The sequence below is a fragment of the Deltaproteobacteria bacterium genome (genome assembly GCA_029210625.1).
Taxonomy (GTDB): Bacteria; Myxococcota; Myxococcia; order SLRQ01; family SLRQ01; genus JARGFU01.
In genome coordinates this window covers 20,655-46,851 of the sequence record JARGFU010000031.1, presented here as the reverse complement: position 1 = coordinate 46,851, position 26,197 = coordinate 20,655, and the positions used below count along the sequence as shown (strand labels likewise).

The following is a 26,197-nucleotide window of genomic DNA, read 5'->3' as shown; positions in this document are numbered from 1 at the left end:
CGCTGCCGCCCAGGCCGGCCGAGGCGCCGAGGCCGTCGCTCGCGCCAGCGCCGTCGCTGCCGTCCCCGCCCGCGCCGCCCGCGGCGAGGCCGGCGCCCCCGGCGCCGCCCGTGGGAGGCAGCCAGCCGCTGCCCTCGGCGAGGATCCCCGGCTCGCTCGTGGTGTCGATCCGGGCCCCCACCGGGAGGGTCAGCCCCCCGGCGCCGAGCTCGAGGCGCAGGCAGGCGGCGCCCGCGGCGCGCAGGAGGGCGCCGGGCGCGAGGTCGAGGCCCTCCAGGGCGAGGGTGCCGCCGGCCAGGTGGGTGCCCGCCGGCAGGCTGACGCCCTCCCCCGCCCCCGCGCCGCCGACCCGCACCTCGACCGAGGCGACGAGGGTGCCGGAGGCGTAGTCGGCGCTGATCGTGGTCGTCCCCGGCGCCAGGGCCAGCACCGCGCCCACCGCGTCCACCGTGGCCACCGCCGGATCCGAGCTGGCCCAGAAGGTGAGCGCGTCGGCGGAGAGGTCGACCGTGCCGGAGGCGTCGGTGTCGGTGAAGCTCAGGGTGAAGCCCTGCCCCACGGCGAGGAGGAGGTCGCCCGCCGCCAGGCGGGTGCGCCGCTCCTCGACGACGATCCGGGCGGCGGCGGAGCGGCCGCTGGCGGGATCCCAGGCGATCACCGTCGCGCTCCCGGGGAGGACGCCGCGGACGAGGCCCTCGCTCGAGACCTCCACCGCGGGGCCGAGGCTCTCCCAGGTGTAGTCCCCGGCGGCCAGGGCGCGGGGAGGCGCGTCACCGTGGAGATCGCGCAGCTCCAGGCCCGCGACCTCGCCGGGCACCAGCGAGAGGCTGGCCGGCGCGAGGGCGAGCGCGCCCTGCACGCCGCTGCTCTCCACGACGGCCTCCAGGGGGACGCCGCTGACGAGGCGCCCGCCGCCCAGGAGGACCTGCGGGTAGATCTTCACCGGCGTCCCCGGCGCGGTGCCCGGGACGATGGTCAGCTCGAGCACCTCGACGGCCTCGAGCAGCGAGGGCACGGCGACGCTGGCGCCGATGGCGCCGTGATCGATGCTGGCCCGGAGCGCCTCGATGGGATCGCCGGCGCCGGTGGCCGCCAGCACGACCCCGATCGGCCTGCCGACCGGGAGCGCCTCCCCGGCCGAGGGGGAGGCGAGGTGGAGGCGGGGCGCGCCCCAGTACCAGCTGCACCCGCCGCCGGGATCGTGGCGGACGCTCTCGATGGAGATCGCGACCTCGCCCACGCTCACCCCCACCGGCGAGACGACCTCGAGGTGGCTCGCGTCGACGAAGGTGGTGGAGGCCGCCGGGATCGTCCCGAAGAGGACGGTGAGGGTCGCGTCGTCGCGGAAGCCCGTGCCCGTCAGGGTGAGGGTGTCGCCCCCCTCGAGGGGGCCGCCCCCGGGGGCGATGCCCGAGCAGCTCGGCGCCGCGTTGTAGGTCCACCCCCGGAAGAGCGAGGAGACCTCGGTGCCGTTCTCCCGCAGGGGGAAGTCGGCGATCCCCGGCCCCCCCGGCGGCGTGGTGAGCTGGAGGCTGGTCGGGGAGAGGTAGGTCAGGGTCACCGTCGTCCCGCCCAGCGTCGTCTCGTAGGTGTTGGCGGAGTCGAAGCCGCCGCCGGTGACGGTGACCAGCGTCCCGCCGGAGGTCGGGCCGTCCGCCGGGGTCAGCGCGGTGACGACGGGCGCGCTCGTGTAGGTGAAGAAGAGCCACTCCCCGTCGCTCTGGTAAGCGCTGGTGACCGTGATCGGAGCGCTGCCCGGGGGCTGGGCCGGCGCGTCGACCACCAGCCGGTCGGGCTCCTGGGAGACGACGGTCCCGGGCACGCCGCCGAAGGTGACGGTGGTGGTGCCGGGGTCCAGGAAGTCCGAGCCCCACAAGGTGACCCGGGTGACCTGCCCGGCGGGCACCGCCGTGGGCGCGACGTTCGTGATCAGGGGCGTGTTGTTGCGCCAGTACTCCACGGTGCAGGTCCCCAGGCCGCCCTCGGGGCTAGCGACCGCCAGGGTCTCCGGGCCGTCGTTCGTGGTCGCGGGGGTGACGATCTGGAGGGTGGCCTCGTCGACGTAGGTCGCGGAGACGGCGCGGCCTCCCAGGCTGACGGTGGTGGTCGGCGTGAAGTCCCGCCCGGAGAGGGTGACGGTCATCCCTCCCTCGGTCGGCCCCTGGTCGGGGCTAAGCGACTCCACGCAGGGCGGCGGATGATAGGGGAAGGGATGGAGGTCGCTCGGGGGGTGCTGGCCGGAGACCACCCGGAGGGACTGCACCCCCACCCCGGGAGGCGCCAGGAAGCGGAGCCGATCGGCGGCGAGGGCCGTGGGCTGGATCGAGATCCCGCCCAGCTCGATCCGGGTGGAGCCGTCGCCGACGAAGCCGGAGCCGAGCACCGAGACCTCGATCCCGCCCGCCTCCGGGGCCCCGTCGGGCTCGAGGCCGGTGATCACCGGCGCCCCGCGGCGGGTGTAGGTGACGCTGGCCTCGCCGTAGAGGGTGCGCACCGTGAGGGTCGCGTCCCCCGGGGTGCCCGCCGGCACCACCACCTCGACGCGGTTCGCCGCGACGGAGGCCGGGTGCAGGAGCGTACCGTCCGCCCGGACCTCGACCGGCGCGTCGGCCAGGCGCTGGCCCTGCAGCTGCACGGTCTGATCGAGATCGGCCCGCCCGACGGGCGGCACCACCGCGATGATCGCGGGGCCGGGGCGGTAGGTGTAGGCGTCCAGGAGGACGGTGGTGGCGGAGCCCCGCTCGGCCACCAGATCCACGCTCCCCTGCCCCGCGGGCATCGTCACGATCGCCCGGGTGGGATCGTCGACCACGGCCGGCACGGCCACCAGGGTCGCCGGCTGGCTCTGCAGGCCGACGAGGAAGCGGGTCAGGTGATCGAAGCCGGCGCCGGTGATCGTCACCTGGGTCCCGCCGGCCTCGCCTCCCTCGACGGGCGCGATCGCGTCGAGGGCGACCGCCTCCAGCACCGGCACCCGCACCCGCGCGGTGGAGCGGTTCCCCTCCCCGTCCTCGGCGTGGGCCTCGATCACCAGGACCTGCCCCTCGCTCGCCGCCGCGTCCACGACGAGATCGAAGGCCTCCTCCCGGGTGGTCAGCCCCGCCGGCAGGTCCCGGCGCAGGGGATCGAGCGGCGCGCAGCCGCTGGCGTCTCCCAGGCAGCTGCCCAGCTCCAGGGCGGCGAGGCGCTCGTCGTCCTCCCCCCGCATCCGCACCCGGATCGTCTCCCCCGGGTGGACCTGATCCGCGCCCCCCGGGTCGAGGATCGTCACCGTGGGGCGCCGGGAGTCGAGCACCTCCAGGGCGTCGTCCAGGCGCAGCAGCGCGCCGCCCGGGGTCACCACCTCCAGGGGATGGCGCCCCACCGGCAGGGCGGTGTCGAGCACGCCGGTGAGGGTGCCGGCGTCGACCCAGGTCACCGAAGCGAGCTCGACCGAGCCGATCCGGATCACGAAGGGGTCGCTCTCCAGGAGGGTCGTGACGGTGCCCTCGTCCAGATCCACGCGGGCGCCGGGCAGGAGGTTCTCGCCCCGCACGACGAAGGTGGCCAGCGCGCCCGCGGGCAGGCGCTCGGGGGTGAGGCCGCTCAGGGCGGGGACGGGAGAGCTCTGCTCGGGCTCACAGCCGCCGACGAGGGCGGCCAGGCCGAGGAGGAGCAGCGAGCCGAGCCCCGCTCTGAAACAAGGGCGCATCGATCACATCTCCAGCCGGTAGCCGAGGGTTCCGAAGAGGCCGCCGACGGCCCCGCCGAGGGCCAGCCCCGAGGTCGGCGCGGCGGCGCTCTCCTCGTGGAGGCGCCGGGCGTAGCCCGCCGAGAGGGAGATCCGGCCGGGCCCGAGGGTGATCCCGAAGCCGAGGCGCCCCTCCACCGAGGGGGCGATCGCCTGGTAGGTGGCGGGCTCGCCCCCACCCCAGGCCGCGCTCGTGTGGAGGTAGCCCGCACCGCCGGCGCCGACCAGCTCGACCCGCCAGAGGGTGCCCACGAGGGCCAGGCGCAGCTCGCCCTGGGCCCACGCCTCCCAGACCTGCAGCCATCCGTCGGCGCCGCCGCTGCCGCTGCTCCAGGTGAGGGCCGCGCTGCCCTGGGCGCCCCCCAGGCCGGCGCCCAGCTCCAAGAGGAAGCGCCCCGCCCGCAGCAGCCGGGTGCCCGCGGCGAGGCGCAGCCGGGGCCCCAGGAGGCTGCCGAGGTTGGTGCCGTAGCCGCCGGCCACCTCGACGAAGGAGGGCTCGCCGCCGACCACCCGGCTCTCGGGGGTCAGGCGCAGGGGCACGGTGCTCTCGAGATCGCCCACCTTCACCTGCACCTGGCCGTCCACCGTCTGCAGCTCGCCCTCGCTGCCGATCGAGGTCTGCTCGATCCGCGGAGGCCGGTAGCCATAGGTGAGGCTGCCGTCCGGCGCGCGGGTGGGCTCGGCGTCGAGGGTGCCGTGGCTGGCGGTGGCCTCCACCGGGAAGCCGGTGATGATCCGGCCCCGGGCGTCGAGGACCCTCACCCGCAGGGCGGCGCGGGTCCTGCCGTCCGCGACCAGCCCCAGGCGCTCGGGGGTCACCTCCACCCGCTCGGGGATCCAGGGATCGACCCGCACCTTCGCCTCGCCCACCACCTCGCCGGCCTGCACCGTGAGGCGGGCGTGGTAGGGGCGATCGGGCCGGACCTTGGGACGGAAGGTGATCGGCGAGATCTCGAAGCGGTACTTGCCCCCGCCCAGGGCGGTCAGCCCCTGGGCCGCCCCGCCCGTGCCGGGCAGATCGGCCTTCACCTTCACCTTGAGGCCGCTGACCCCGAGGCCCTCCTCGTCGAGGACGTGGAAGGTGACGGAGACCTTCTCCTTGCCGTCGCCGAGGATGCGCTCCGGCTGGGCCTCGACCACCACCTGCGAGGGCGCCGGCGGCCCCAGGCGGATCTTGGCGCTGGCCTGGCTGGCGGGGTCCGGCTTCGCGGCGGCGGTGAAGCGGGCCACCTTGGCCTTGGTGGTGCGCTCGGGCGCGGTCCAGACCGAGGCCAGGAGCTGGCCGCGGGCCGCCAGCGGCGAGAGGTGGCCGGTGTTGGCCTGGAGCAGCAGCCCCTTGGGATCGAGCGCCTTGCTGCCGAAGGCGTCGTAGTAGACCAGGATCCGGGCCTGGCTCTTCCCGTCGGCCGGCACCGCGTGGGGCACCGCGGCCATCGTCATGCGGTTGAAGGGCGGCACGGTCAGGGGATAGGTGCCGGCCCGATCGGCCTCCCCCGGCACCGACATCTTGAGCAGGGCGACGGGCACCCCCGGCGGCACCACCAGCTTCAGCTCGACCTTGCCGCTGGGCCCGGCCTTCACCGGCGCCGAGACCACCCCCCCGACGTCGGCGACGACCGTCGCGCCGGGCACCGCGTCGATGGGGATCTTGGCGCTGCCCAGGAGGGGGATCCGGAAGAAGGCCACCGAGGCGTCGATGCCGGTCTCCCGCCAGAGCGCCAGAATGGCCACCTGGGGGAAGGCCTTCTTCGGCGGCAGGTAGGTCACGGCGTAGCGGCCGGGCTTCTGCCGGACGATCTTGCCCACCTGCCCCACGTTCACGCTGGCGCGCAGGGGCCGCCGGGGTCCCTCGGGCTCGGGGGCCTCCACCAGGAAGGTGATCTTCTGATCCTTGCCCAGGACGATCCGCCCGGGCCGGGTCTGGAGGCGGTAGGCGCTGCCCTCCTCCCCGACGACCGCCACCGGGCGGGCGGACTCCTCCCCTGCCTCCTGCGCCCACAGGGACGCGGGCGACCCCAGGACCAGGATCGTCAGGAGCCCCACCCCGGGGGCCCGCAGGGTTGCCAGCAGCTTCCTCACCCTTCCTTGATACCTGTAGGCGGGCATCCGGGGAAAGCGGCCTCGGACCTCCGTTGACCGCCCCCGGGTACGGTGCTACCACCGCAGGCCGCCGGAGGTGGCAACTTTGAGCGTCACGCTACGTACCTACAGCTTCCTGGACTCCATGCAGCCCCAGCTGGCGTCCTTCATCGGGACCGGATCGCGCGGCTTCTTGCCCGTGCCCTTCGTCGCGTCCCTCTTCATCGAGATCGCCCCGGGGATGGCGATCAACACCCTCACCGACGCCGCGCTGAAGGCCACCAAGGTCGCGCCGGCGGCGATGGTGGTCGAGCGGGCCTTCGGCGCCCTCGAGCTCCACCACGAGGATCAGGGTGAGGTCCGCTCGGCGGGTGAGGCCATCCTGGACCACCTCGGTCTCAAGGAGACCGATCGAATGCGCCCCCGGGTGGCGACGAGCCAGATCATCCGGAACGTCGAGCCCTACCAGGCGCAGCTCCTCAACCGGATCCGCTACGGCAGCATGATCCTGCCCGGCGAGTCCCTCTTCATCTTCGAGTGCGAGCCGGCCGGCTACGCCGCCTTCGCGGCGAACGAGGCCGAGAAGGCCGCCGACGTGAAGCTGGTCGAGATGCGCTTCTTCGGCGCCTTCGGCCGCCTCTACATGAGCGGCACCGAGGCCGAGATCGACTCGGCCGCTGCCGCCTGCACCGCCGCCATCGAGAGCATCGAGGGCGTCGAGGTGCAGAAGAAGTAACGACTCAAACGGGGCTACCCCCCAGCAACGAGAGGAACGAAAGAAATGGCTGATGCGCTCGGCATGATCGAGACCCGGGGCTTCGTCGGAATGGTCGAGGCCTCCGACGCCATGGTTAAGGCCGCCAAGGTCGACCTCGTGAACTACGAGAAGATCGGTGGTGGCTACGTGACGGCAGTGGTCCGGGGCGACGTCGCCGCGGTGAAGGCCGCCACCGAGGCGGGCGCCCGCGCCGCCGAGCGCGTCGGCGAGCTGGTCAGCGTCCACGTGATCCCTCGTCCGCACGCCAACATCGACGCCGTGCTTCCGCTGGGTCGCAACGGCGACGGCGAGTAGGACCCCTAGATGCTGCTCGGCAAGGTGGTGGGGACCGTGGTCTCCACCCGCAAGGAGGAGACGCTCGAGTCCCTGCGCTTCATGGTCGTCAAGGCCATGGACGAGCGGGGGCAGCTCACCGGGGCCACGGTGGTCGCCGCCGACGCGGTCGGCTCCGGCGTGGGCGAGGTGGTGCTCTACGCGAGCGGCTCCTCCGCCCGGCAGACCCTCCAGACGAGGGACCGGCCGGTGGACGCGACCATCATGGCCATCGTCGACGAGGTCGCGGTCGGCGAGACGACCACCTATCGGAAGTAGGTCCGCATGAGCCAGTACGACGAGACCCGGGTCCGGCAGATCGTCGAGGCGGTGGTGAGCCGCCTCGTGGCCGACGGCACCCTCGGCAGCAACGTCGGTCCGAGCGCCGGCTCCCTGCCGGTCGTGGAGGGCACCGCCACGATCGCCGCCGGCGCGGCCGGCGCGCACCGCAGCCCGACCTTCCTCGAGGATCGCTTCGCCCTGGCCGAGTCGCCGGCCTCCCCCAACTACGTCATCGGGCGGTCCATCAAGCCGCCGCCGGCGATCCTCCGGGGCCGCAAGGGCATCTTCGAGGACATCGACTCGGCGGTGGCCGCGGCCCACGCGGCCTACGAAGAGCTGCACTGGATGACCAGCCTCGAGACCCGGGACCGGATGATCGCCGCCATGCGCGACGTCACCCGGCGGCACATCCCGGAGCTCTCCCGCCGCGCCGTCGACGAGACGGGCCTCGGCCGCTACGAGGACAAGATCAAGAAGAACACGCTGGTGGTCGAGAAGACCCCCGGCACCGAGATCCTGCGTCCCGAGGCCTACTCCGGGGACGACGGGCTCACGATCATCGAGCGGGCGCCCTACGGGGTCATCGGGGCCATCACCCCCTCCACCAACCCCACCGAGACCATCCTCTGCAACGCCATCGGCATGATCGCCGGCGGCAACGCCGTGGTCTTCAACGTCCACCCCGGCGCCAAGGCGACGAGCCGCTTCCACGTCGAGCTGCTCAACGAGGCCATCGTCTCGGCCGGCGGCCCCGACAACCTGATCGCGATGGTGGGCACCCCCACCATCGAGAGCGCCCAGGCCCTCATGACCCACCCCGGCATCCGCCTGGTGGTGGTCACCGGCGGCGGCGCCGTGGTGAAGGCGGCGATGCAGTCCGGGAAGCGCGCCATCTGCGCGGGCCCCGGCAACCCGCCCTGCCTGGTGGACGAGACCGCCAACATCGATCACGCGGCCCGCAACCTGATGGCCGGCGCCTCGATCGACAACAACATCGTCTGCATCTCCGAGAAGGAGACCCTGATCGTCGACGAGGTCTTCGACGCCTTCAAGGCGCGCCTCATCGACCTCGGCTGCGTCGAGGTGAAGGGCGCTCAGCTCGCCAAGATGGAGAAGCTGATCGTCACCCCCGACAACCACATCAACCGCGACTTCATCGGCAAGGACGCCAAGGTCCTCCTCGAGGGGATCGGCGTGAAGGTCAGCGGCGACCCCCGGCTGGTCATCGCCGAGGTCGACGAGGCCCACCCCTTCGTCCAGCACGAGCAGCTCATGCCGCTCCACCCCCTGGTGCGGGTGCCGAACGTCGAGGCCGGCATCGAGATGGCGGTGCGCGTCGAGCACGGCTACGGCCACACCGCGACGATGTACTCGCGGAACATCGACGCCATGAGCAAGATGGCCCGGGCGGTGAACACCTCGATCTTCGTGAAGAACGCCCCCTGCCTGGCCGGCATGGGCTACGGGGGCGAGGGCTTCACCTCCTTCACCATCGCCTCGCCCACCGGTGAGGGGCTGACCACGGCCCGTTCCTTCACTCGCGAGCGGCGCTGCGTGTTGAAGGAACACTTCCGGATCGTCTGACGGACGCGATGGAAGGACACGCTCTCGCGCTCCTGGAGCTCGACTCCATCGCCCGCGGACTCCTCGCGGTGGACGCCATGGCCAAGAAGGCCGTGGTCGAGATCGTCGAGGCCCGGAGCGTCTCCCCCGGCCGCTACCTGATCCGGCTGCGAGGCGGCGTGGGCGAGGTCGAGGCGGCCTACCTCGAGGGCAAGGCCGTCGCCGGCAGCACCCTCCTGGACGAGGTCTTCCTGCCGAGTCCCCACGCGAACCTCCTCTCGCTCCTCGAGGGCGAGCCGGTGGGCGTCGAGTGGGACGCCGTGGCGATCGTCGAGTGCTTCACCTCCGCCTCGGCGGTGGCCGCGCTGGACGCCGCCTGCAAGGCCGCCGCGGTGACCGCCACCCGCCTGGAGCTGGCCAACCAGCTCGGCGGCAAGGGCTGGTTCTTCCTCTCGGGCAGCCTCGAGGATCTCGACGCGGCCCTGGAGGCCGCCGCCGCCGCCACCACCCCCGGGATGCTGCAGCAGATCGAGCGGGTGGCCCGGCCCCACGCCGACCTCGGCGAGCACTTCTAGGTCGGGGCGCCCGATGCTGAAGGCCACCGGCATCGAGGTCCCCTTCCTCCCCGGGGCCTTCGATCTGCACCTGGCGCCCGGCGAGTTCGTCCGGCTGGGCGGCCCCTCCGGCAGCGGCAAGACCACCACCCTGCGCGCGGTGGCCGGCCTGGAGGCCCGGGCGAAGGGCACTCTCGCCCTCGAGGGCCGCCCGGTCGAGGCCAGCGCCCTGCCCGCCTACCGCCGCCAGGTGGTCTACCTGCCCCAGCTCCCCCCGGCCTTCGCCTGCTCCGGCCGGGAGGTGCTCACGCGGATCGCCGGCTTCCAGAGCGGCGGCGGCGTGGCCCTCGACGAGGCGCGGCTCGACGCGCTCCTGGGCTCCCTCGAGCTGCCGCCCGGGGCGCTCGACCGGCCCCTCGGCGAGCTCTCGGTGGGCGAGCAGCAGCGGATGAGCCTGATCCGGGCGCTCTACCTCGAGCCGCGGGTGCTGCTCCTCGACGAGCCCACCAGCGCCCTCGACCCCGAGGCCAAGGAGGCCGCGGCGGCGGCGCTCCAGCGCTGGCACGCCGGCGGTGAGCGCGCGGCGGTGCTCGTCACCCACGACCCCGAGCTCGCCGAGCGCCTCTGCACCCGCACCCTCCCGGTGGGGACACCGTGAACACCCTGCCGATCACCGCCTTCGACATCCTCCTCTCCAGCAGCCTGGTGGCCGTCGCCGGCGGGGTCTCCCTCGCCCTGCGCCTGGGGCTGGAGCGGCGGATCGCCGTCGCCGCGGCGCGGACGGTGGTGCAGCTCCTCCTGGTGGGCCTGGTCCTGCGCTGGGTCTTCGCCCTCGACCGCTGGTGGGTGATCGCGGCCATCCTCCTCTCGATGGTCGTCAACGCCGGCATCGCCGGCGTGCGCCGGACGGGCCGCCGCTACCGGGGGATCTGGCTCGACGCCCTCCTCGCCGTCTCGGTGAGCTGCGTCCTGGTGACCTTCACCGTCACCGAGATCGTGATCGGCGTGGACCCCTGGTACGAGCCCCGCTACCTCATCCCCCTGATGGGGATGGTGCTGGGCAACACCCTCACCGGCCTCTCGCTCTGCCTGGATCGGATCACCGCCGATCTCGACACCCGCCGGGTCGAGGTCGAGGGCTGGCTGGCCCTGGGGGCCACCGGCTGGGAGGCCACCCGGCCGATCGTCGCCGAGGCCGCCCGCACCGGGATGGTGCCCATCCTCAACGTGATGACCGTCGCGGGGATCGTCACCCTGCCCGGGATGATGACCGGCCAGATCCTGGCGGGCGAGCCCCCCATGCAGGCGGTGAAGTACCAGATCGTGGTCATGTTCATGATCGCGGCGGGGGCGGCCATCGGCTCCCTCATCGCCGCCCTGCTGGCCTTCCGCCGGCTGGTCACGCCAGCCCACCAGCTCGCGGCCCATCGCCTCCGCCGGGTGTCCTAGGCCGACCGGCCGCCGTTGACATCCTGCCGGGAGGGCGTCGAGGATCCGGCCCATGCTACGTCCCGCTGCCCCACTCTCCTCCCTCGCTCTCCTCGCCCTGGCCGCCTCCAGCGCAGCCTGCGGGCAGGGTCCCCTCGGGGCCTACCTCGACGTGGCCTTCGAGCGCAGCGGTGATCCGACCTACGCCGTGACCCTCGCCTCGGCGGTGGTCATCGACGCCGACAAGGCGCCGGCCTGGATGGGCCTGGACCGGGCCGGGATCTCGGCGGTCGCCGCCCCGGCCGTGGACGCCGCGCTGGAGGTCTGCCGGGTAGAGACCGGGGTGGCCTCCGACGTGGCGGTGCTGCGCCTGATGGATCCGGGGCCCGCCTACCTGGGGGGCCCCGCCGGCGAGCAGGCCCTGACCGCCACCGCCCCCGCCTTCGGGGAGGGCACCGGCTACACGGCCCGCTTCGAGTCCGGCGAGATCGACTACCAGCCCGGCGGCGGCTACCAGCTGCGCACCGACGGCATGGAGGCCCCGCCCTTCTCGGTCAACCTGATCGCGCCCGCCGAGTTCTCCATGGAGACCCTGGGCTTCGTGACCCCGGGCCCCGGGACGGCCGTGCTGCCCTCCACCACCGACCTCGACCTCACCTGGGCCCCGGCCTCGACCGATCCCGAGGACGAGCTCTTCGTGGTCCTCTCCGCCGCCGAGAGCCGGGTCGTCTGCCGGGCCAAGGACGACGGCGCCTTCACCATCAAGGCGAAGTACCTCGAGGAGCTGCCCCTGGGCGCCGCCACCCTGATGATCGAGCGCAGCCGCCTGGTGAAGCTGGACGTGGGCACCAGCTCCGCGGGGAAGATCCCCGCCCGGGGCCGGATCGCCCTGCGCCACCGCTTCGCGGCCGAGCTCCAATAGAGAGAGGGGCCCGAACCCGAAGGGTTCGCCCTATCCAGCCAGCCGGTCCTTGCGGGACCGCTCTTCGTCCACGACGTGCCGGTACTTGCGCAGCAGGTCGGTGACGGCCTCCCGCAGGTACTCGCTCTGGGACACCCGGGTGACCGCCGAGAGCCGGCGGAGGGCCTCCCGGTGCACCATCGGGATGAGCACGTTCGTGGGGACGCTCCTGCCCCGGCGGGGCTGGCGCTCGGGGCCGGAGACGATGTCCTGGGCCTCGGGGTCGAAGGTCTCGGGGTTCTCGGGGGTGTATTCGCTCACGGCTCCTCCTGCAGCGTGATGATCGATCCTGTTACAGGCCGTATCACGCGATCGGATCCCGTCAACAAATCGACCGCCTGTCGGAGAAGGTGTGCGGGCGAACCCTGCGGGTTCGGTTCCCTGCTCTCTAGGGCTCCGGCTCGGGGACGAAGGCCCGGACGCTGCCGGGCTTGAGCAGCAGGAAGATCAGGCCGAGGCCGACCTGCTGCCCGAACTGCGCCGCCCAGAGCACGTTGGCGTAGGCCATCCCCGACTCCGCCACCTGCTCGGCCGGCAGGAAGAGCCCCAGGCCGAGCAGCACGAAGAACTGGAAGGTGCCCACCATGCCGGGCCCGGCGGGGATCATCACGCCGATGACCAGCACCCCCAGCACGGCGTAGCCCTGCTCGAGAGTCAGGTAGATCCCGAAGCCCCGGGCCAGCAGGACCATGCCCGCCCCGTTCACGCCCCAGTAGACCACCGTCAGGACGAGGAAGAGCAGGAAGCGGGCCGGCCGCGGGAACTGCGCCACGCCGCCGAGGAAGCCGTCCAGGATCGCCACCACCCGCTCCGCCAGGCGCTCCGAGACCAGGGCGACGATCCTGCGGATGAGGCCCACGGCGCGCTCCCGCTGCCAGAGCAGGATCAGCAGGGTGACGCCGGCGCCGCCGAAGATCGCGGCGATGCCGAGGGCCCCGTAGCGCAGCCAGGTCACCTGCTCGGTCTCGTTGCTCTGCCCCACCGTGAGCAGGAGCGAGACGATCAGCACCGCCGAGGTCGTCAGGCCGTCCATGATCCGCTCGACGACGATGGTCGAGAGGGCGGCGCTCATCCGGATCGGGGTCTCACCCTCCCCCGGCGGCGCGCCCCGGTCCGAGATCAGGTAGGGCCGCGCGAACTCCCCCAGCCGGAAGGGCAAGGTCATCAGGGCGGCGGCGCCGATGGCCCCGGCCCGGTTGAGGCGGGAGAAGCGCACGGCCCCCAGCCGCTCGAGGAGGATCCCCCAGCGGAAGACCCGCAGCAGGTGGATGAGCAGCAGGGTGCCCACGTAGTAGACGAGGTAGGAGTAGTCGGCGCTCCTGGCCGACTCCCAGATGGCGCCGAGGTCCTTGCCGCGCAGGGTCAGCCAGATGAAGAAGGCGCTGACCACGCAGCCGATGAAGGCCCGGAGGAGCGACTTGCCGTGCTTCACGCCAGGGCCTCCCCTCGGAGCAGCCGCCCGGGGTTCTCGGAGAGGAGGCGCCGGGCGGCGTCCTCCCCGATCCGGTCGATCAGCGTCTCCTGCCAGCGCGCCAGGAGCTTCCTGCCCTGCTCGGCGCGGTGCAGGTCGCTGCCCGCGACGGAGTAGAGCCCCTCCTCCAGGAGCCGCCGGGCCCACTTCTTCGGCGCCCGGCCGTAGGCCCCCGCCAGGGAGCCGAGATCCAGCTGGTAGCGCACGCCGCGCTCGTGCAGGCCGCGGGCCCGCTCCAGGTCCTGGAGGCAGGCGCAGCGCTCGGGGTGCGCGAAGAGGGGCCGCAGGCCACCGACCTCCAGCTGGAAGGCGACCTGCTCCAGGACCGGCACCGGTCCCTCCAGGGGGGCCTCCAGCAGGACGTGGGTGGTGCCGCCCAGGGGCAGCCCCTCGCCGGCCAGCAGCAGCTCGATCACCTCCGGGGAGAGGTAGTGCTCCGCCCCCTCCACGAGCTCCAGCGGGATCCCGGCCTCGCTCAGGGCCGCCCGCACGCCGGCGAGGACCTCCCGGAGGGCCCCCGCCTCGTTGTCGAAGAAGCCGGGGCGGATGTGAGGGGTCACCGCCGCCCGCTCGTAGCCGCGCTCGCAGAGGAGGCGCGCCATGGCCAGGGACTCGTCCAGGTCCCGGGCGCCGTCGTCCACCCCGGGCAGGAGGTGCAGGTGCAGGTCCACGTACATCTAGATCACCCGGTTGGCGGGCTCGCGCCCGGCGAGGACCGCCTCGACCCCGTCCACGCAGAGCTCGACCATGGCCTCCCGGCAGACGTCGGTGGCGCTGCCGAGGTGGGGGATGAGCACGACGTTCTCGAGCTCGAGGAGCGCCGGGTGGACCCGGGGCTCCTCCTCGTAGACGTCGAGGCCGGCCGCGAAGAGCGGCCCCTCGGCCAGCACCCGGGCCAGGGCCGCCTCGTCCACCACCGGACCCCGGGAGGTGTTCACCAGCACCGCCCCGGGCTTCATGCGCTCGAGGCGCCGGGCGTCGAGGAGGTGCCGGGTCTCGGGGGTCAGCGCCACGTTGAGGCTGACGAAGTCGCAGCGCTCCAGCAGCTCGTCCAGGGGCCGGTGGGTTGCGCCGCTGACCCGGGCCGGATCCTTTGGTTCTCGGCTCCAGTAGGAGAGCTCCATCCCGAAGCCCTTCCCCCGGGAGAGCACGGCCTGGCCGATCCGGCCGGCGCCGACCACCCCGAGGTGGGCTCCGGCCACCCGGCGGCCCAGGAGCGCCGAGGCGCGGAAGCCCTCCCAGCGCCCGGCCCGCAGGAAGCGCTCGGCCTCGGGCAGGCGGCGGGCCGCCGCCAGGAGCAGGGCGAAGGCGAGGTCGGCGGTGGCGTCCGTCAGGACGTCCGGGGTGTTGGTCACGACCACCCCGGCCTCCCGCGCGGCCGCGAGATCGATGTTGTCCACGCCCACGGCGTAGTTCGCCACCACCTTCAGCCCGGGGTGGAGCACCCCGGCGTCGATCCGGTCGGTGAGCGCGCAGATCACCACCTCGGAGCGGCGGGCGCCCGCGATCAGCTCCTCCCGGCCGATGGGCGTGTCGGCGTCGCGGATCTCGAGCTCGTGGGCCTCCCGGAGGCGCTCGAGGGCGTCCCCGGGGAGCCGGCGGGTCACGAATATCCTGGCCATTCAGGATCTTCCTCTTGCCCCGGCACCTCCTCGGGCACCGCCGCGGGCGACCCGGGGATGCGGTAGTCGCCGTCGAGCCAGCGGCCCAGGTCGATCAGCCGGCAGCGCTCGCTGCAGAAGGGCGCCGCGGGGTTTCCGGAGCGGGGGCCGGCGGGGGCCTCGCAGATCGGACAGCGCATCACGGGGCCTCCTGGGGAGCCGGGGCCGGGGCGGCGCGCTCCTCGAGGATCTTCAACGCGACGAGGTGGGCGTGGGCGCAGGCGAGCACGGCCCGCTGCCCCTCGTGGTAGAGGGTCGTGCGGGCGTCCTCGTAGGAGAGCCAGCGCGCCCACTCCCCCTCGGCGTCGAGGACGTGCTCCCGGCCGTCGGGCTCCGCCTTGAGGCCCGAGGGGTCGTCGACGATGCCCAGGAAGTAAGAGACCTGCTTCTGGATGCGGCGGCCCTCCCGCCGGAAGGAGTAGGTGTCCAGGGCGAAGAAGCCCTCGACCACCCTCACCTCGCAGAGGCCCGTCTCCTCCCGGCACTCGCGCCGGGCGGTCTGGATGGGGCTCTCGCCCTCCTCCATCGAGCCCTTGGGGAACTCCCAGGTTGCCTTCGGGTTGCGCACCAGCCCCGAGTGGAGCAGCAGGTAGCGCGGCTCGCCGTCGACGAGGCGCACCGGCACGACCCCGCAGGACTTCTGGAAGAGCTCGTCACGCACGTCGGTAGTCTTTGGTCTCGGAGCCCATGTCGACCAGCTCGCACATCTCGTAGAGCCGGCTGAAGATCCGCACCCCCACCCGCTCCTCGAGGGTCTCGGCCGTCAGGCGCTCGGCGTCGCGCGCCGTCCCGGTCTTCACGTAGCGGCCCATGGTCTCCAGCGTGGTCCTCTTGTCGAGGGTGTAGTTGGTGGCGAAAAGCGTAGCCTTTCCGGCGTTGTAGCGGCGAGAGATGATCTCGTCCATGACGTAGAGCTCCCACTCCGAGCCGCGCCCCTTGCCCAGCTCGTCGACGGCCAGGACTTCGACGTCGACCAGGGGGGCGATGATCTCCAGCTCGGACTTCCCGCGGGAGTAGCCCTCCTTGAGCTCGGAGAGGAGGTGGAAGAACTCGACGTAGCGGCAGGGGATGTGGTGCCGCAGGGTGAGCTCCCGCAGGGCGCCGGCCAGGAGGTGGCTCTTGCCGGTGCCGGGCTTGCCCATGAGCAGGAAGCCGCGCCGGGAGCCGCGCTCCTCGGGGTAGGTCTCGACGAAGTGCCGGACGGCCTCCAGGGCCTTCTTCTGGGGGTTGCTCTGGGGGAGGAAGAAGCGGTCGTTCGCCTCGAGGGGGGCCTGCTCGATCCCGCAGTCGTGGAGGATGCGGGGGATCCGCGCCGCCTCGAAGAGGCGCTGCCCCACCCGCGCGGCCTGGCAGGCGCAGGTGCGCACCACCGTCGCGCCCTCGCGCTCGAAGAGCTCACGTCCCGAGCCCTCGCAGACCGGGCAGATCTCTTCTGGCATCGCTTCCACCATCGTCATCACTCTCGCTTCCCGAGGGACTTCTCTCGGGCGGCCTCCACGGCCTCGTCCACGGCCGCGGCATAGTACTTCAGGTGCCGCGGCACGGGCAGGGCCGGGTTCGCCTGCCGGTGCGCCTCCGCCGCCGCCTCGATGGCCCGGCAGACGAGCTCCAGGGGCAGCCCCTCGGACTCCCAGCGCCGGGCCAGGGTCAGGTCCAGGGGCGAGAGCACGAGCCCCCCACCCCGCACCCGGGCGAAGAAGTCCGTCAGGCGCTCGACGAAGCCCGCCCGATCGCTGCGCCGGAGGCTCACCCTCAGGCCCCCGGACCGTGCTTCCCGAGCCAGGCCGCCCACTCCTCCGAGGCCAGCAGGTCCGCCAGGTGCCCGGCCAGGTGGGCCTCCACCTCGCTGCGCCAGCTCGCCGCCTGGATCCCCTCCGCCTCGAGGAGCTCGCCCAGGGGCATCGCCCAGCGCTCGCCCCCGCTGACCCGCAACAGCTCGGTGAGCTTCTCCTCGGCCTCCTCCCAGCGAGCCACCTGCAGGACGAGGCCCGTCAACGCCCGGGAGAGGGCCGAAAGATCGAGGCGTCCGGCCTCCCGGACCGCCAGCTCCAGGGGCAGGTCCAGCACCGCGCCGGCGGTGCTGCGGCGCCACTCCCGCAGGGAGGCGGCCCGGGCGGGATCGCTCATGGCGTCGAGCCCCACCTTCACGGCCCGGGAGAGGGCCTCGTCCACGAAGGGCCCCACCCTCCCCTCCAGCTTCCGGGAGAGCTCGTCGACCAGCGCCGAGCCGACGCCCTTGGCCACCCCGAGCACCCCCGAGAGGCGCCCGCTCCCCGGGATCCGGGAGGCGCCCGGGAGCTTCGAGGCCTCGGAGAGGAGGGCCCCGGCCTTCGTCGCGAAGCCGCTCAGGGTGTCGACCAGCACGGCCCGGAGGATGTCGCGCATCGCCGGGTGGTCCAGGAGGGTGGCCAGGGTCTCCCGCTCGGGCATCGGCGCCTCGGCCGCCAGGGCCGCCAGCGGCTTGCCCGCCCCGGCCGGCAGCAGCGCGTGCAGGGGCTCGTCGCCGCGCTTCGCCGCGACCTCCTGCAGCCGGCCGCGGTGCCGCTCCAACCCCTCCTCCAGGCTCTCCCGCAGCCGCTCGGCGTCCGCCTCCCGCAGGGAGGTCAGGACCACCCGGGCCAGCAGGTCCGGGGGCAGGAGCGCCTCGGCGGGGGTCGCCAGGGAGCGGTCGATCACCAGGGAGGCCAGGGCCCGTGCGCCTTCTTCGAGAGGGGGAGCCATCTCTCTCGCCTTATCACGGGGGCCACACAAAGGCCGCTTGTTTCCAGAACCGACGTCGTGAGACGATTCCCGGGTCGTGGCCACTGGCAAGAAGAAAGCCGGCCGGCGAGCCGGGGGCAAGAAGGCGGCGGCAGAGGCCGGACCCGTCCACCTGCGGCGCTATCTGCCCGAGGACGTCAACCGCATCGTGGCCGCCGCCGAGGCGATCCGCGCCCTCGACCCCGGGGCTCCCCACCTCGACGCTCCCCGCTGGCGCTACGTCTGCGCCGATCCCTACGCCGACAGCGAGAGCCACTTCCGGGTGGCCGAGACCGCCTCGGGCCAGATCGTGGGCTTCTCCTACCGCTTCGATCCCCCCCGGGTGGAGGGCGGGAGCTACCGCGCGGTCTACGTGGTCGTGCACCCCGAGTACCGCCGCACCGGCATCGGCACCCGCCTGCTGGAGGCCACCCTGGGCGAGCCGGTGGATCCCTCCCGGGATCCCGGCTGGTTCGCCACGACCACCGTGGACGAGTCCTCGGAGGCCGGCCGGCGCTTCGCCACCAAGGCCGGCTTCAAGAAGGGCTACACCCGCCTGGTGATGGAGCGCGAGCTGCCCGGGCGGCCTCTGCCCGATCAGGACGTCCCCGGCCTGAAGATCGAGCGCTTCGTCGGCGCCTCGGCCTTCCACGACTGGGCCTCCATCCACAACGAGGCCTACGCCGGCCAGGACGACGCCATCCGGCACGACGCCGACGATCTCGAGGAGCACCGCCCGGTGGACTTCCGCCCGGAGCACGTGCGCTTCGCCAAGGTGAACCGCGAGCGCGTGGGCTACCTCTTCCTGCGAGAGACCGCCGACGGCGGGCACATCGAGTCCATCGGCGTGCGGCCCAAGCACCAGGGGCGCGGCCTGGGGCGCGCGCTCACCCGCGCCGCCATCGACTACCTGGTGGACCGCGGCCACACCCGGGTCAGCCTGATCGTCGACCAGGGCAACAAGCCGGCCCTGCGCCTCTACACCCGCCTCGACTTCGAGGAGGTGGGCCGCCGGCACTACCTGATCCGCCCGGCGAAGGGGCGCTAGGCCGCGCTACGCGGGGCTGGCGTCGCCGGCCACCGCCTTGCCCATGGCGTGGTAGCCCTTGTCCACGTAGACCGTGGTGCCGGTGATGCCGCTGGCCAGGGGGCTGGCGAGGAAGGCCGCGGTGGCGCCGACCTCCCGGGCCTCGAGGGCCTCGGGCAGGGGCGAGTTGGCCTTGCAGTACTCGATCATCTCGCCGATGAAGCCGATGGCCGAGGCGGCCCGGGAGGCGTAGGGCCCGGCCGAGATCACGTTGACCCGGTGGCCCCACTTCCGGCCGGCCTCGTAGGCCAGGGTGCGGGTGTCCGACTCGAGGGCGGCCTTCGCCGTCGCCATCCCCCCGCCGTAGCCGGGGACCACCCGCTCGCTGGCCATGTAGGTGAGGGCCAGGAAGCTTCCGCGGGGCGCCATCACCGGCCCGAGGCGCTGGAGCATCGAGACGTAGGAGTAGGCGCTGGCGCTGATGGCCTCGAGGTAGCCGGCCCGGCTGGTCTCGAGGAGGGGGTTCTTCACCTCGGGGCCGTTCGCCAGGGAGTGGACCACGATGTCGAGGCCCCCCTCGCCGAAGTCGGCGACGAGCCGGTCGGCGAGGCCCTGGATCGAGAAGTCTCCGGCGTCCTTGTAGCGGCGGCTCTCCCGCACCTCGTCCGGCACCGACTCGAGGGTGTCGTAGAGCGCGTCCAGCGGGTAGACCCGCTCGATGAAGGCGCCGTCGACCTTCCCCCGGGCGATGAGCTTCTCGAAGATGCCCAGCGCCGGCGGCCAGGTGCCCACGCAGACCGAGGCCCCGGCGTCGGCGAGGGCCCTCGCGATGGCGTAGCCGAAGCCCCCGTCGTCGGCCACCCCGGCGACGAGGGCGCGCTTCCCCTTCAGATCGATTCCCAGCATGGGCCGGGTATCTATGCCTCCGGGCTCCCCGGTCAAGGCGCCATGTCGCCGCTACTGCAGGTTCGCGGCGCCGGGGGTGGGCGTGGCGCAGACGGCCCAGTCCGCCTCCGCGTCGTCGGTGTCGGTGCCATTGGGCAGCCGGCAGATCGACGCCTCGGTGCTGTTGTTGTCTGTGGCCGTGGCGGAGGTGCCCTCCACGAAGTCGAGGGTCCCCGTGACGCCGGACACGATCCCCGCGGTCACGAGGCCCTCGTAGGAGATGGCGTCGACCAGGGTACCCGCGGCCACGTCGAGGATGCCCAGGGCATCCGGGCCGCCGTTCTGGATGTTGTTGGTCGCGGCGCCGAAGGCCAGGGTCTGGACCCCGCCCGGCACGGTCGCCAGCAGCGCGCTGGAGCCGATGACCAGATACTCGCCGGAGGCGAGGGTGATCCCGTCGAGGACCACCCGATCGTACTCGGCGTTTCCGCTCCCGTTCACCAGGACCAGGGCGAGCCCGGTGAGATCCCGGGGGGCCGACGAGCCGTTGAGCAGCTCGACGAACTCCAGGCTGTCCGTGCCGACCTGGTCGTAGTCCACCTCGTTGACCACGAGGCCGCCGACGCTGGCGACGACGTAGACGTCGGTGCTGGCGCTGCTCGCGCCGAGGGTCGCCGTGACCGTCTCGGCCCCCTCGGTGGTGGTCGCCGTGAAGGTGAAGGTCGCCGTGAGGGTGTCGGGGGCGACGACGACCGTCGCGGGGACGTTCCCGGACGTGCCCGGCGCCGAGGAGAGGACGACCGACTCACCGGTGGTGGGCGAGGCCGGCAGATCGAGGACCACCTCGAGGTCCACGGTGCCACCGAGGGGGACCGAGGCGCCGGCGGGGCGGACCTCGATCACCTGGGGCACCTCGGTGGCGCCGACGACCCGCACGTCGGTGATGAAGGTCGCGGTGTCGAGGGTGGCGGTGAGGGTCACGGCGGCGGCCTGCTGCAGGCCATCGAGGAGGACCACCGCGCGGGTGCTGCCGGTGGGCACGGTGACGCCGCCCCCGACCACGCCCACCGCGGTGGGATCGCCGGAGGTGAGGGTCACGAAGGTGTCGGTGAGCGCCGGGGCGCTCAGGACGACCTCGAGCGCGGCCGGAATCGTCGGGCTCGCCGTGACGCCCTCGCGGAGGAAGCGGGTGGCGCCGTCGAAGGGCCGCAGCACCGGGGGCCCGCTGCTCAGGTCAGCCGCCCGCCGCGGCTCGAGCTTGGAGTTGCCGTTCCGATAGTCGAGGACGCCGGTGATGCTCGAGTAGGTCTCCCCCACGGTCGGCAGCGGCGTCGTCAGGTAGATGTAGTCGTTGACCCGCAGCTGGCCGTCGACGACGAACTCGTTGTTGGGGCTGGCGTCGCCCGGACCGGGGGCCGGCTCGACCTCCGTGACCGAGACGCCCTGCACCCGGACGAGGACGGACTCGAGGGGCGTGGGGAGGGTGCCGCCGGCCTCGGCCGGGGTGACCACCACGGGCGCCGGCAGGGCCTCGCCGCTCGAGAGGACAGTGACGGTCGCGTAGGTCAGCTCGATCTGGCCCCACCAGTCCTCGACGGTCGCCGGATCGAGATCGACCCGATCGCCCTCCGAGACGGTGGTGCCACAGGAGACGTCCGGCGAATAGACGAAGATGCCCGAGTAGTCGGAGCCCAGGTAGCCCGGGTCTCCGTCCTTCATCTGGACGTAGTAGCCGCGGCTCGAGGAGCAGGCGGTGACCAGCATGTTGCGCAGCGCCACCACGCCGGTGGCGACCCCCTGCTTCACGTCGTAGACCGATACCGGGCAGGCTCGGGGGGCCGGGTTCGAGTCGGCCGGGCAGGCGTCACAGACGTCGCCCCGCCCGTCGTTGTCCCCGTCGAGCTGGTCGGCGTTGCGGATGTTGGGGCAGTTGTCCGAGACCGTCGGGACGCCATCGCCGTCGATGTCGGCCGGATCCGGGGTGGAGCAGTTCAGGGTGTCGGCGTCGAGGGGACAAGGATCGCAGGCATCGCCGAGCCCGTCGCCGTCGTGGTCGCGCTGCGCGCCGTTGTCGACCGGTCGCACCGGGTTGAAGGCGTTGGGGCAGTTGTCCGAGGCGTCGGGGATGCCGTCGCCGTCCGGATCCGCGGCGGTCAGCTCACCGGTGTAGACCGTGCTGCCGTTCACGGCTGCGGGCCGCACGGGATGACAGCTGGGCTCGTTCTGGGGAGCGCCGCAATAGAAGAGCGGATACTGGCCGTTGTTGTCGGCCTGCAGCTGCGCGAGGGAGCTGCCGGTGTCGGCCGTGGCGCAGACCCGCTTGCCGGTTCCGCAGACGTCCAGGGTGTCGCAGCCCCCGGGGCCGAGGGTGCTCACCAGGGCATCGTCACCGTAGAGCACCTCACCACCACGCATGACCAGGACCACGTCCTGCGGCTGGGCGTCGATGACCGCCCGGTAGTCCGGGTGGGCGCTGCCATCGAAGATGGCGAGGTCGGCCACCAGGCCCGGGGCCAGGCTGCCGATGGCGTCGTCGACGGCCAGGAGCTCGGCGGCGTTGCGGGTGGCCATCAGCCAGAGCTGCCGGTCGGTGAAGTGGCCGTCGAGGCGGTCTCGGTTCCAGCTGTCGGCGCACTGCAGCTCTCGCTGCAGGTTCATCGAGCCCGTGGGAATCCAGTCGGTGCCCAGCGCCACGGTGACCCCGAGGCGCGAGGCGACCGCGACCTGCGCGGTGTCCCCGTAGAGGGTGATGTTCGATCGGGGCGACCAGATGAGGCCGGTGCCCTCCAGGGCCATCTGCGAGTACTCGAAGGGCGTGAGGCCGATGCCGTGGATGTAGGCGCTGAAGGGCTCGAGGAGGTCCTCTCCGGGGTCGTTCGACTGGGTACAGACGAACTCGTTGAGCGAGTACTCGTCGATGCCCTCGGAGATGTGGGGCGTGTAGGCGTCGTTGCCCTGGATCGAGCTGTTCGTGTCCCGGTAGCTGTAGCCGCAGCCGTCGGCCAGATCGAGCTGGGTGCCGCTCCCGTCCCCGAGGGGGAAGGTCTGGTAGTAGACCTCGGGCTGGCCGAGGCCCTCCTGGGCGGCGCGGTCGAGGTTGCGCATGAAGCCGGAGGCGCTCCCCGAGCCATTCACCGCGGTCGCGCCGCCCATGAAGAAGCGCAGCTCACCCCAGCGCACCTGGTTCGAGGTGGCGCCGCTGTCGTAGGGGATCGGCGTGTGCTGGTTCGTGCCCTTGCGCCAGTCGTGCCGGTGCTCGTAGCGCTCGCCGCTGTCGGTGTAGGGCCAGTTGTTGACGTAGGTGATGTGGTCGTGGGCGTTGATGAGCCCGGGGGAGACCACGCCCTCGGGGCAGGTGACGACGGTGGCGCCCGCCGCCTGGGCGGCGCAGTCGCACCCGACGCAGGTGATGGCGCCGGAGCCGTCGACGAGGACCTCGCCGCCCCGGAAGAGGGTGTTCTTGCCGAGCACGTTGCCGACGATCAGGCGGCTGGCGTTCCCGGCCGTGACCTCGCAGACCCCCGAGGCCAGGGGCGTGAGGGTCTGGCAGACGACCACCTCGGCCAGGGTGCAGTTCGCCTGGCAGTTGCCGCTGCCGTTCTGGGCGCCCTCGTCGCACTCCTCTCCCGGATCGAGGGTGCCGTTGCCACAGCCCGGCGGGATCTCCACCGCGCAGAGATCCGAGCAGCCGTCGCCGGAGGTGGTGTTGCCGTCGTCGCAGTCCTCACCCGCCTCGAGGATGCCGTTGCCACAGCCGGGGACGACCTCGCTCGTGCAGGTGTCGGAGCAGCCGTCGCCGGCGGTGGTGTTGCCGTCGTCACACTCCTCGCCCGCTCCGAGGACGCCGTCGCCGCAGACCGGAGAGGTAGACTCGGTCTGGCAGAGCGCCGAGCAGCCGTCCCCGTCGGTGGTGTTGCCGTCGTCGCAGGTCTCGCTGCCCTCGGTGATCGAGTTGCCGCAGACCGGATCGTCGCCGTTCTTGGGACAACCGGTGGTCGCGAGCGCGAGGAGGAGGAGGGCGCCGGAGAGGGCGAGTCGAGGGGATCGGAGACTGCTAGTCATCGAGGTGTCGTTTCTGCTTGGGCTGTCGGCGCGCAGGCCATCGGGGCTGCGGCTCGGCCGCCTCGTGAAGGCCAGGACCTCTCGAGATCGAGGCCCCAGGGGGTGCGGGAGTTTACACCCTCGAAGGAGGTTCGGGAACGCACCGCCGGGCCCGGAGGTCGAGGCTCCGCCGCGCGCCGTGCTATACGAGCGACACAGCATCCGGGATCGATGCCGGGGAGGAACCAGAGATGAACGCCGTAGGGCCGGTGTTGCTGGCTTTCGTCGCCTACGCGGCGGGCTACCACTTCTACTCGCGCTTCCTCTCCACGCGGATCTTCGGCCTGGACGACGCCCGCCCCACCCCGGCCCACCAGCTCCGGGACGACGTGGACTACCTGCCCACCCGGCCGGGGATCCTCTTCGGCCACCACTACGCCTCGATCGCCGGCCTGGCCCCGATGCTCGGCCCCGCGGTGGCGGTGATCTGGGGCTGGCTGCCGGCCATGCTCTGGGTGGTGGGCGGCGCGATCCTGATCGGCTGCGTCCACGATCTCGCCGCCCTCGTGGTCTCCCTGCGGGCGCGGGGCCTCTCCATCGGGGTGGTCGCCGAGGGCGTGGTTGGCCGCCGGGCCATGGGCCTCTTCCACGCGATCATCTTCTTCGGCATCGCCCTGGCCATGGGCGTCTTCGTCTTCGTGATCGCCCGCCTCTTCGCCGTGGAGCTGGCCCCGGGGCGCCCGGGCTACCCCCAGGCGGTGGGCCCCTCGGCCTTCATCATGGTGGCCGCCCTGATCGTCGGCTGGCTCACCTTCAAGAAGGGCGTGGGCCTGGGCTGGCCCACGATCCTCGCCTTCCTCCTGACCCTGGGCAGCGTGCGCCTGGCCATGATGGCGCCCACCTTCGGCCTGCCGGCCGAGGCCTGGCCCTCGCCCCTGACCTGGACCTTCATCCTGATGGCCTACGCCCTGGCCGCCTGCGTCCTGCCGGTCTGGTCGCTGCTCCAGCCCCGGGACTTCATCAACTCCCTCCTCCTCTACCTGGGGCTGGCCCTCGCCTACCTCGGCTTCTTCGTGCTCGCGCCCACCTTCCAGGCCCCGGCGGTGAACACCGACCCCGAGGGCGCGCCGCCGATGCTGCCCTTCGTCTTCATCGTCATCGCCTGCGGCGCGGTCTCCGGCTTCCACGGCCTGGTCTCCTCCGGGACCACCGCCAAGCAGCTCGACCGGGAGAGCCACGCCCGCCCCATCGGCTACGGCGGGATGATCGGCGAGAGCCTCCTGGCCCTGCTGGCCGTCCTGGCGACCACCGCCGGGATGAGCTCCTCGGAGGTCTGGCACCAGCACTACGCCACCTGGAAGTCCTCGGCGGGGCTGGCCACCAAGATCGACGCCTTCATCGGGGGCGCCGCCACCTTCCTCACCGAGCTGGGCCTGCCCCGCGACCTGGCCGCCTCCTTCGTGGCGATCATCGTGGTGAGCTTCGCCCTGACCACCCTCGACTCGGCGACCCGCCTCCTGCGCTTCAACATCGAGGAGATGGTCCGATCGCTCCACCTGCCGAGGATCTTCGAGCGCCGGATCGTCTCCTCCCTCGCCGCGGTGCTCGTCATCCTGGGCTTCGCCACCCTGAAGGTCGGCGGCAAGCCGGTGGCCCTCGCCCTCTGGACCCTCTTCGGCACCACCAACCAGCTCCTGGCGGGCCTCACCCTCCTGGTGGTCAGCCTCTACCTGAAGCAGCGGGGCAAGAACCCCTGGTTCACCGCTGTGCCCATGTTCTACATGCTGGCGGTGACCCTCTTCGCGATGGTGGAGAACCTGATCGGCTTCGCCGACCCGGCCTCCCCGAGCCACTCCTGGCTGCTGACGGTGGTCGGCGGCCTGCTCCTGGTCCTGGCGATCTGGCTCCTCCTGGAGGCCCTCCTCGCCTGGACCCGGAAGGAGAAGTTCGAAGGCTGGGACGTTCCGCTTGACACCGGGTCCGCCTCCACCTAGATTCCGCCGCCCAACGAATACCGCGGGGTGGAGCAGACAGGTAGCTCGTCGGGCTCATAACCCGAAGGTCGGGGGTTCAAATCCCCCCCCCGCAACTGAAAGGCCGCATCTCCGTTGGAGGTGCGGCTTTTCTCTTTGGTTGTGCGGCGGCTCTGCCCCATCGGAGGGCCTGGATCGGCCTTTCAGTTGCTCGGGGGGGATTTGTAGGGCGAGCCGGGGGTACCATTCTCTTTGAACCTTTGGGGGTGGAGGGGCGCTTCCGGGTTGGAGGACGCGTAGATGGCAGGAATCACGGAGCGCGGGAGGTTCGGGGCGGTCGGGCTGGTGGTGCTGGTGGGGCTGCTCCTGGCGGCTTGCCCGCGGGAGGCGCCGCTGCGACGACTGCTGGGTCGAGAACCGGGGGGGACAGGCCCTCTTCCGGAACCCCGGCGAGCTCGAGGTGGGTCGGGCGGTGGAGTGCCCGGGGCGCCTGCAGGGCGCGGCGCCGGTCACGATCGTGACCGGGAAGATCACGGGGGGCACCGAGTTCGGGGAGATCCTGACCCTGCCGATCTGGGCGGTGGGGGTGCATACCGAGCGCGGGTGGCGGCTGCTCACGGTGCTGGCGGATCTGCGCCTGGAGGCGGACCCCACGCCCTTCTGCACCTCCCCCGACCTGGCGCACCTGCTGGCGCGCAACGGGCTCTAGCTCT

General features: G+C 72.6%; 24 protein-coding genes and 1 tRNA gene. 12 read left to right on the top strand and 13 right to left on the bottom strand.

The genetic code is table 11. From position 1 onward, the window contains the following. Positions 1–3,691 (bottom strand): IPT/TIG domain-containing protein (locus P1V51_21900; GenBank protein ID MDF1565706.1); only part of this gene is annotated, 3,691 nt, incomplete at its 3' end. A 3-nt stretch (positions 3,692–3,694) separates the two neighbouring features. Then, on the bottom strand, positions 3,695–5,809 hold the full coding sequence (locus P1V51_21895) for an Ig-like domain-containing protein (GenBank protein ID MDF1565705.1): 2,115 nt from the start codon (positions 5,807–5,809) through the stop codon (positions 3,695–3,697). Positions 5,810–5,915: 106 nt separating this feature from the next. Here P1V51_21895 and P1V51_21890 point away from each other — a divergent pair, with 106 nt between their 5' ends. From P1V51_21890 to P1V51_21855, 8 genes are read left to right on the top strand one after another with little or no spacing between them, the layout of a single operon-like run. Beyond that, positions 5,916–6,545: a hypothetical protein gene (locus P1V51_21890; protein ID MDF1565704.1), complete on the top strand. Its 630-nt coding sequence runs from the start codon at positions 5,916–5,918 to the stop codon at positions 6,543–6,545. A gap of 45 nt (positions 6,546–6,590) precedes the next feature. Beyond that, a complete protein-coding gene (eutM, locus tag P1V51_21885) occupies positions 6,591–6,881 on the top strand; it encodes an ethanolamine utilization microcompartment protein EutM (GenBank protein ID MDF1565703.1) in 291 nt (96 codons plus the stop codon). Between the two features lie 9 nt (positions 6,882–6,890). Next, positions 6,891–7,178 (top strand): EutN/CcmL family microcompartment protein, encoded by a 288-nt coding sequence (locus tag P1V51_21880; protein MDF1565702.1) that lies wholly within the window; start codon positions 6,891–6,893, stop codon positions 7,176–7,178. A 6-nt stretch (positions 7,179–7,184) separates the two neighbouring features. Continuing rightward, on the top strand, positions 7,185–8,765 hold the full coding sequence (locus P1V51_21875) for an aldehyde dehydrogenase EutE (protein ID MDF1565701.1): 1,581 nt from the start codon (positions 7,185–7,187) through the stop codon (positions 8,763–8,765). Positions 8,766–8,773: 8 nt separating this feature from the next. Then, positions 8,774–9,319 carry a BMC domain-containing protein gene (locus P1V51_21870; protein ID MDF1565700.1) on the top strand — a complete coding sequence of 182 codons (546 nt, stop codon included), beginning with the start codon at positions 8,774–8,776 and terminating at the stop codon, positions 9,317–9,319. A gap of 13 nt (positions 9,320–9,332) precedes the next feature. Continuing rightward, positions 9,333–9,956, top strand: coding sequence for an ATP-binding cassette domain-containing protein (locus tag P1V51_21865; GenBank protein ID MDF1565699.1), 624 nt, complete (start codon positions 9,333–9,335; stop codon positions 9,954–9,956). Continuing rightward, positions 9,953–10,747, top strand: a complete 795-nt coding sequence (gene fetB / locus P1V51_21860) for an iron export ABC transporter permease subunit FetB (protein MDF1565698.1) — start codon at positions 9,953–9,955, stop codon at positions 10,745–10,747. The genes P1V51_21865 and fetB overlap by 4 nt, the downstream gene beginning before the upstream one ends. Before the next feature lie 52 nt (positions 10,748–10,799). Continuing rightward, positions 10,800–11,648, top strand: a complete 849-nt coding sequence (locus P1V51_21855; protein MDF1565697.1) for a hypothetical protein — start codon at positions 10,800–10,802, stop codon at positions 11,646–11,648. Positions 11,649–11,678: 30 nt separating this feature from the next. Here P1V51_21855 and P1V51_21850 read toward each other — a convergent pair whose 3' ends face one another. The 9 genes from P1V51_21850 to P1V51_21810 all read right to left on the bottom strand — a co-directional run bounded on the left by P1V51_21850 (position 11,679) and on the right by P1V51_21810 (position 17,540). Further along, the gene (locus P1V51_21850) at positions 11,679–11,948 is read right to left on the bottom strand and encodes a ribbon-helix-helix domain-containing protein (protein MDF1565696.1); all 270 of its coding nucleotides are present in this window, start codon (positions 11,946–11,948) and stop codon (positions 11,679–11,681) included. Positions 11,949–12,075: 127 nt separating this feature from the next. Next, positions 12,076–13,119, bottom strand: coding sequence for a lysylphosphatidylglycerol synthase transmembrane domain-containing protein (locus tag P1V51_21845; GenBank protein ID MDF1565695.1), 1,044 nt, complete (start codon positions 13,117–13,119; stop codon positions 12,076–12,078). Next, a complete protein-coding gene (locus P1V51_21840; protein ID MDF1565694.1) occupies positions 13,116–13,835 on the bottom strand; it encodes a protein tyrosine phosphatase in 720 nt (239 codons plus the stop codon). The genes P1V51_21845 and P1V51_21840 overlap by 4 nt, the downstream gene beginning before the upstream one ends. After that, positions 13,836–14,780: a D-glycerate dehydrogenase gene (locus P1V51_21835; GenBank protein MDF1565693.1), complete on the bottom strand. Its 945-nt coding sequence runs from the start codon at positions 14,778–14,780 to the stop codon at positions 13,836–13,838. Continuing rightward, the gene (gene yacG, locus P1V51_21830; GenBank protein ID MDF1565692.1) at positions 14,762–14,959 is read right to left on the bottom strand and encodes a DNA gyrase inhibitor YacG; all 198 of its coding nucleotides are present in this window, start codon (positions 14,957–14,959) and stop codon (positions 14,762–14,764) included. Before yacG ends, P1V51_21835 begins: the two co-directional genes overlap by 19 nt. Beyond that, positions 14,959–15,480, bottom strand: a complete 522-nt coding sequence (locus P1V51_21825; GenBank protein ID MDF1565691.1) for an NUDIX domain-containing protein — start codon at positions 15,478–15,480, stop codon at positions 14,959–14,961. Before P1V51_21825 ends, yacG begins: the two co-directional genes overlap by 1 nt. Beyond that, complete coding sequence (locus P1V51_21820) at positions 15,473–16,258, bottom strand: ATP-binding protein (GenBank protein ID MDF1565690.1); 786 nt, start codon at positions 16,256–16,258, stop codon at positions 15,473–15,475. The genes P1V51_21825 and P1V51_21820 overlap by 8 nt, the downstream gene beginning before the upstream one ends. Before the next feature lie 17 nt (positions 16,259–16,275). Then, positions 16,276–16,569: a hypothetical protein gene (locus P1V51_21815; GenBank protein ID MDF1565689.1), complete on the bottom strand. Its 294-nt coding sequence runs from the start codon at positions 16,567–16,569 to the stop codon at positions 16,276–16,278. 2 nt (positions 16,570–16,571) lie between these two features. After that, positions 16,572–17,540, bottom strand: a complete 969-nt coding sequence (locus P1V51_21810; protein ID MDF1565688.1) for a hypothetical protein — start codon at positions 17,538–17,540, stop codon at positions 16,572–16,574. A gap of 76 nt (positions 17,541–17,616) precedes the next feature. On the opposite strand from P1V51_21810, the gene P1V51_21805 reads away from it, so the two are divergent. Continuing rightward, positions 17,617–18,606, top strand: coding sequence for a GNAT family N-acetyltransferase (locus P1V51_21805; GenBank protein MDF1565687.1), 990 nt, complete (start codon positions 17,617–17,619; stop codon positions 18,604–18,606). A 6-nt stretch (positions 18,607–18,612) separates the two neighbouring features. On the opposite strand, the gene P1V51_21800 is transcribed toward P1V51_21805, so the two are convergent. Further along, complete coding sequence (locus P1V51_21800) at positions 18,613–19,491, bottom strand: enoyl-[acyl-carrier-protein] reductase (GenBank protein ID MDF1565686.1); 879 nt, start codon at positions 19,489–19,491, stop codon at positions 18,613–18,615. Positions 19,492–19,542: 51 nt separating this feature from the next. Then, on the bottom strand, positions 19,543–23,532 hold the full coding sequence (locus P1V51_21795) for a DUF4215 domain-containing protein (GenBank protein ID MDF1565685.1): 3,990 nt from the start codon (positions 23,530–23,532) through the stop codon (positions 19,543–19,545). A gap of 230 nt (positions 23,533–23,762) precedes the next feature. Here P1V51_21795 and P1V51_21790 point away from each other — a divergent pair, with 230 nt between their 5' ends. The 3 genes from P1V51_21790 (at position 23,763) to P1V51_21780 (ending at position 26,193) form a co-directional block, all read left to right on the top strand. Further along, positions 23,763–25,505 carry a carbon starvation protein A gene (locus P1V51_21790; GenBank protein ID MDF1565684.1) on the top strand — a complete coding sequence of 581 codons (1,743 nt, stop codon included), beginning with the start codon at positions 23,763–23,765 and terminating at the stop codon, positions 25,503–25,505. Between the two features lie 21 nt (positions 25,506–25,526). Beyond that, positions 25,527–25,600 (top strand) — tRNA-Met (locus P1V51_21785). A gap of 356 nt (positions 25,601–25,956) precedes the next feature. Continuing rightward, complete coding sequence (locus tag P1V51_21780) at positions 25,957–26,193, top strand: hypothetical protein (protein MDF1565683.1); 237 nt, start codon at positions 25,957–25,959, stop codon at positions 26,191–26,193. Positions 26,194–26,197: the final 4 nt, after the last annotated feature.

Excerpts from the sequence above, each read along its gene's own strand:
- eutM (MDF1565703.1), top strand. The coding sequence starts at position 6,591 with ATGGCTGATGCGCTCGGCATGATCGAGACCCGGGGCTTCGTCGGAATG.
- P1V51_21880 (MDF1565702.1), top strand. The coding sequence starts at position 6,891 with ATGCTGCTCGGCAAGGTGGTGGGGACCGTGGTCTCCACCCGCAAGGAG.
- P1V51_21875 (MDF1565701.1), top strand. The coding sequence starts at position 7,185 with ATGAGCCAGTACGACGAGACCCGGGTCCGGCAGATCGTCGAGGCGGTG.
- P1V51_21870 (MDF1565700.1), top strand. The coding sequence starts at position 8,774 with ATGGAAGGACACGCTCTCGCGCTCCTGGAGCTCGACTCCATCGCCCGC.
- P1V51_21865 (MDF1565699.1), top strand. The coding sequence starts at position 9,333 with ATGCTGAAGGCCACCGGCATCGAGGTCCCCTTCCTCCCCGGGGCCTTC.
- P1V51_21855 (MDF1565697.1), top strand. The coding sequence starts at position 10,800 with ATGCTACGTCCCGCTGCCCCACTCTCCTCCCTCGCTCTCCTCGCCCTG.
- P1V51_21840 (MDF1565694.1), bottom strand. The coding sequence starts at position 13,835 with ATGTACGTGGACCTGCACCTGCACCTCCTGCCCGGGGTGGACGACGGC.
- P1V51_21835 (MDF1565693.1), bottom strand. The coding sequence starts at position 14,780 with ATGGCCAGGATATTCGTGACCCGCCGGCTCCCCGGGGACGCCCTCGAG.
- yacG (MDF1565692.1), bottom strand. The coding sequence starts at position 14,959 with ATGCGCTGTCCGATCTGCGAGGCCCCCGCCGGCCCCCGCTCCGGAAAC.
- P1V51_21820 (MDF1565690.1), bottom strand. The coding sequence starts at position 16,258 with ATGCCAGAAGAGATCTGCCCGGTCTGCGAGGGCTCGGGACGTGAGCTC.
- P1V51_21810 (MDF1565688.1), bottom strand. The coding sequence starts at position 17,540 with ATGGCTCCCCCTCTCGAAGAAGGCGCACGGGCCCTGGCCTCCCTGGTG.
- P1V51_21800 (MDF1565686.1), bottom strand. The coding sequence starts at position 19,491 with ATGCTGGGAATCGATCTGAAGGGGAAGCGCGCCCTCGTCGCCGGGGTG.
- P1V51_21795 (MDF1565685.1), bottom strand. The coding sequence starts at position 23,532 with ATGACTAGCAGTCTCCGATCCCCTCGACTCGCCCTCTCCGGCGCCCTC.
- P1V51_21790 (MDF1565684.1), top strand. The coding sequence starts at position 23,763 with ATGAACGCCGTAGGGCCGGTGTTGCTGGCTTTCGTCGCCTACGCGGCG.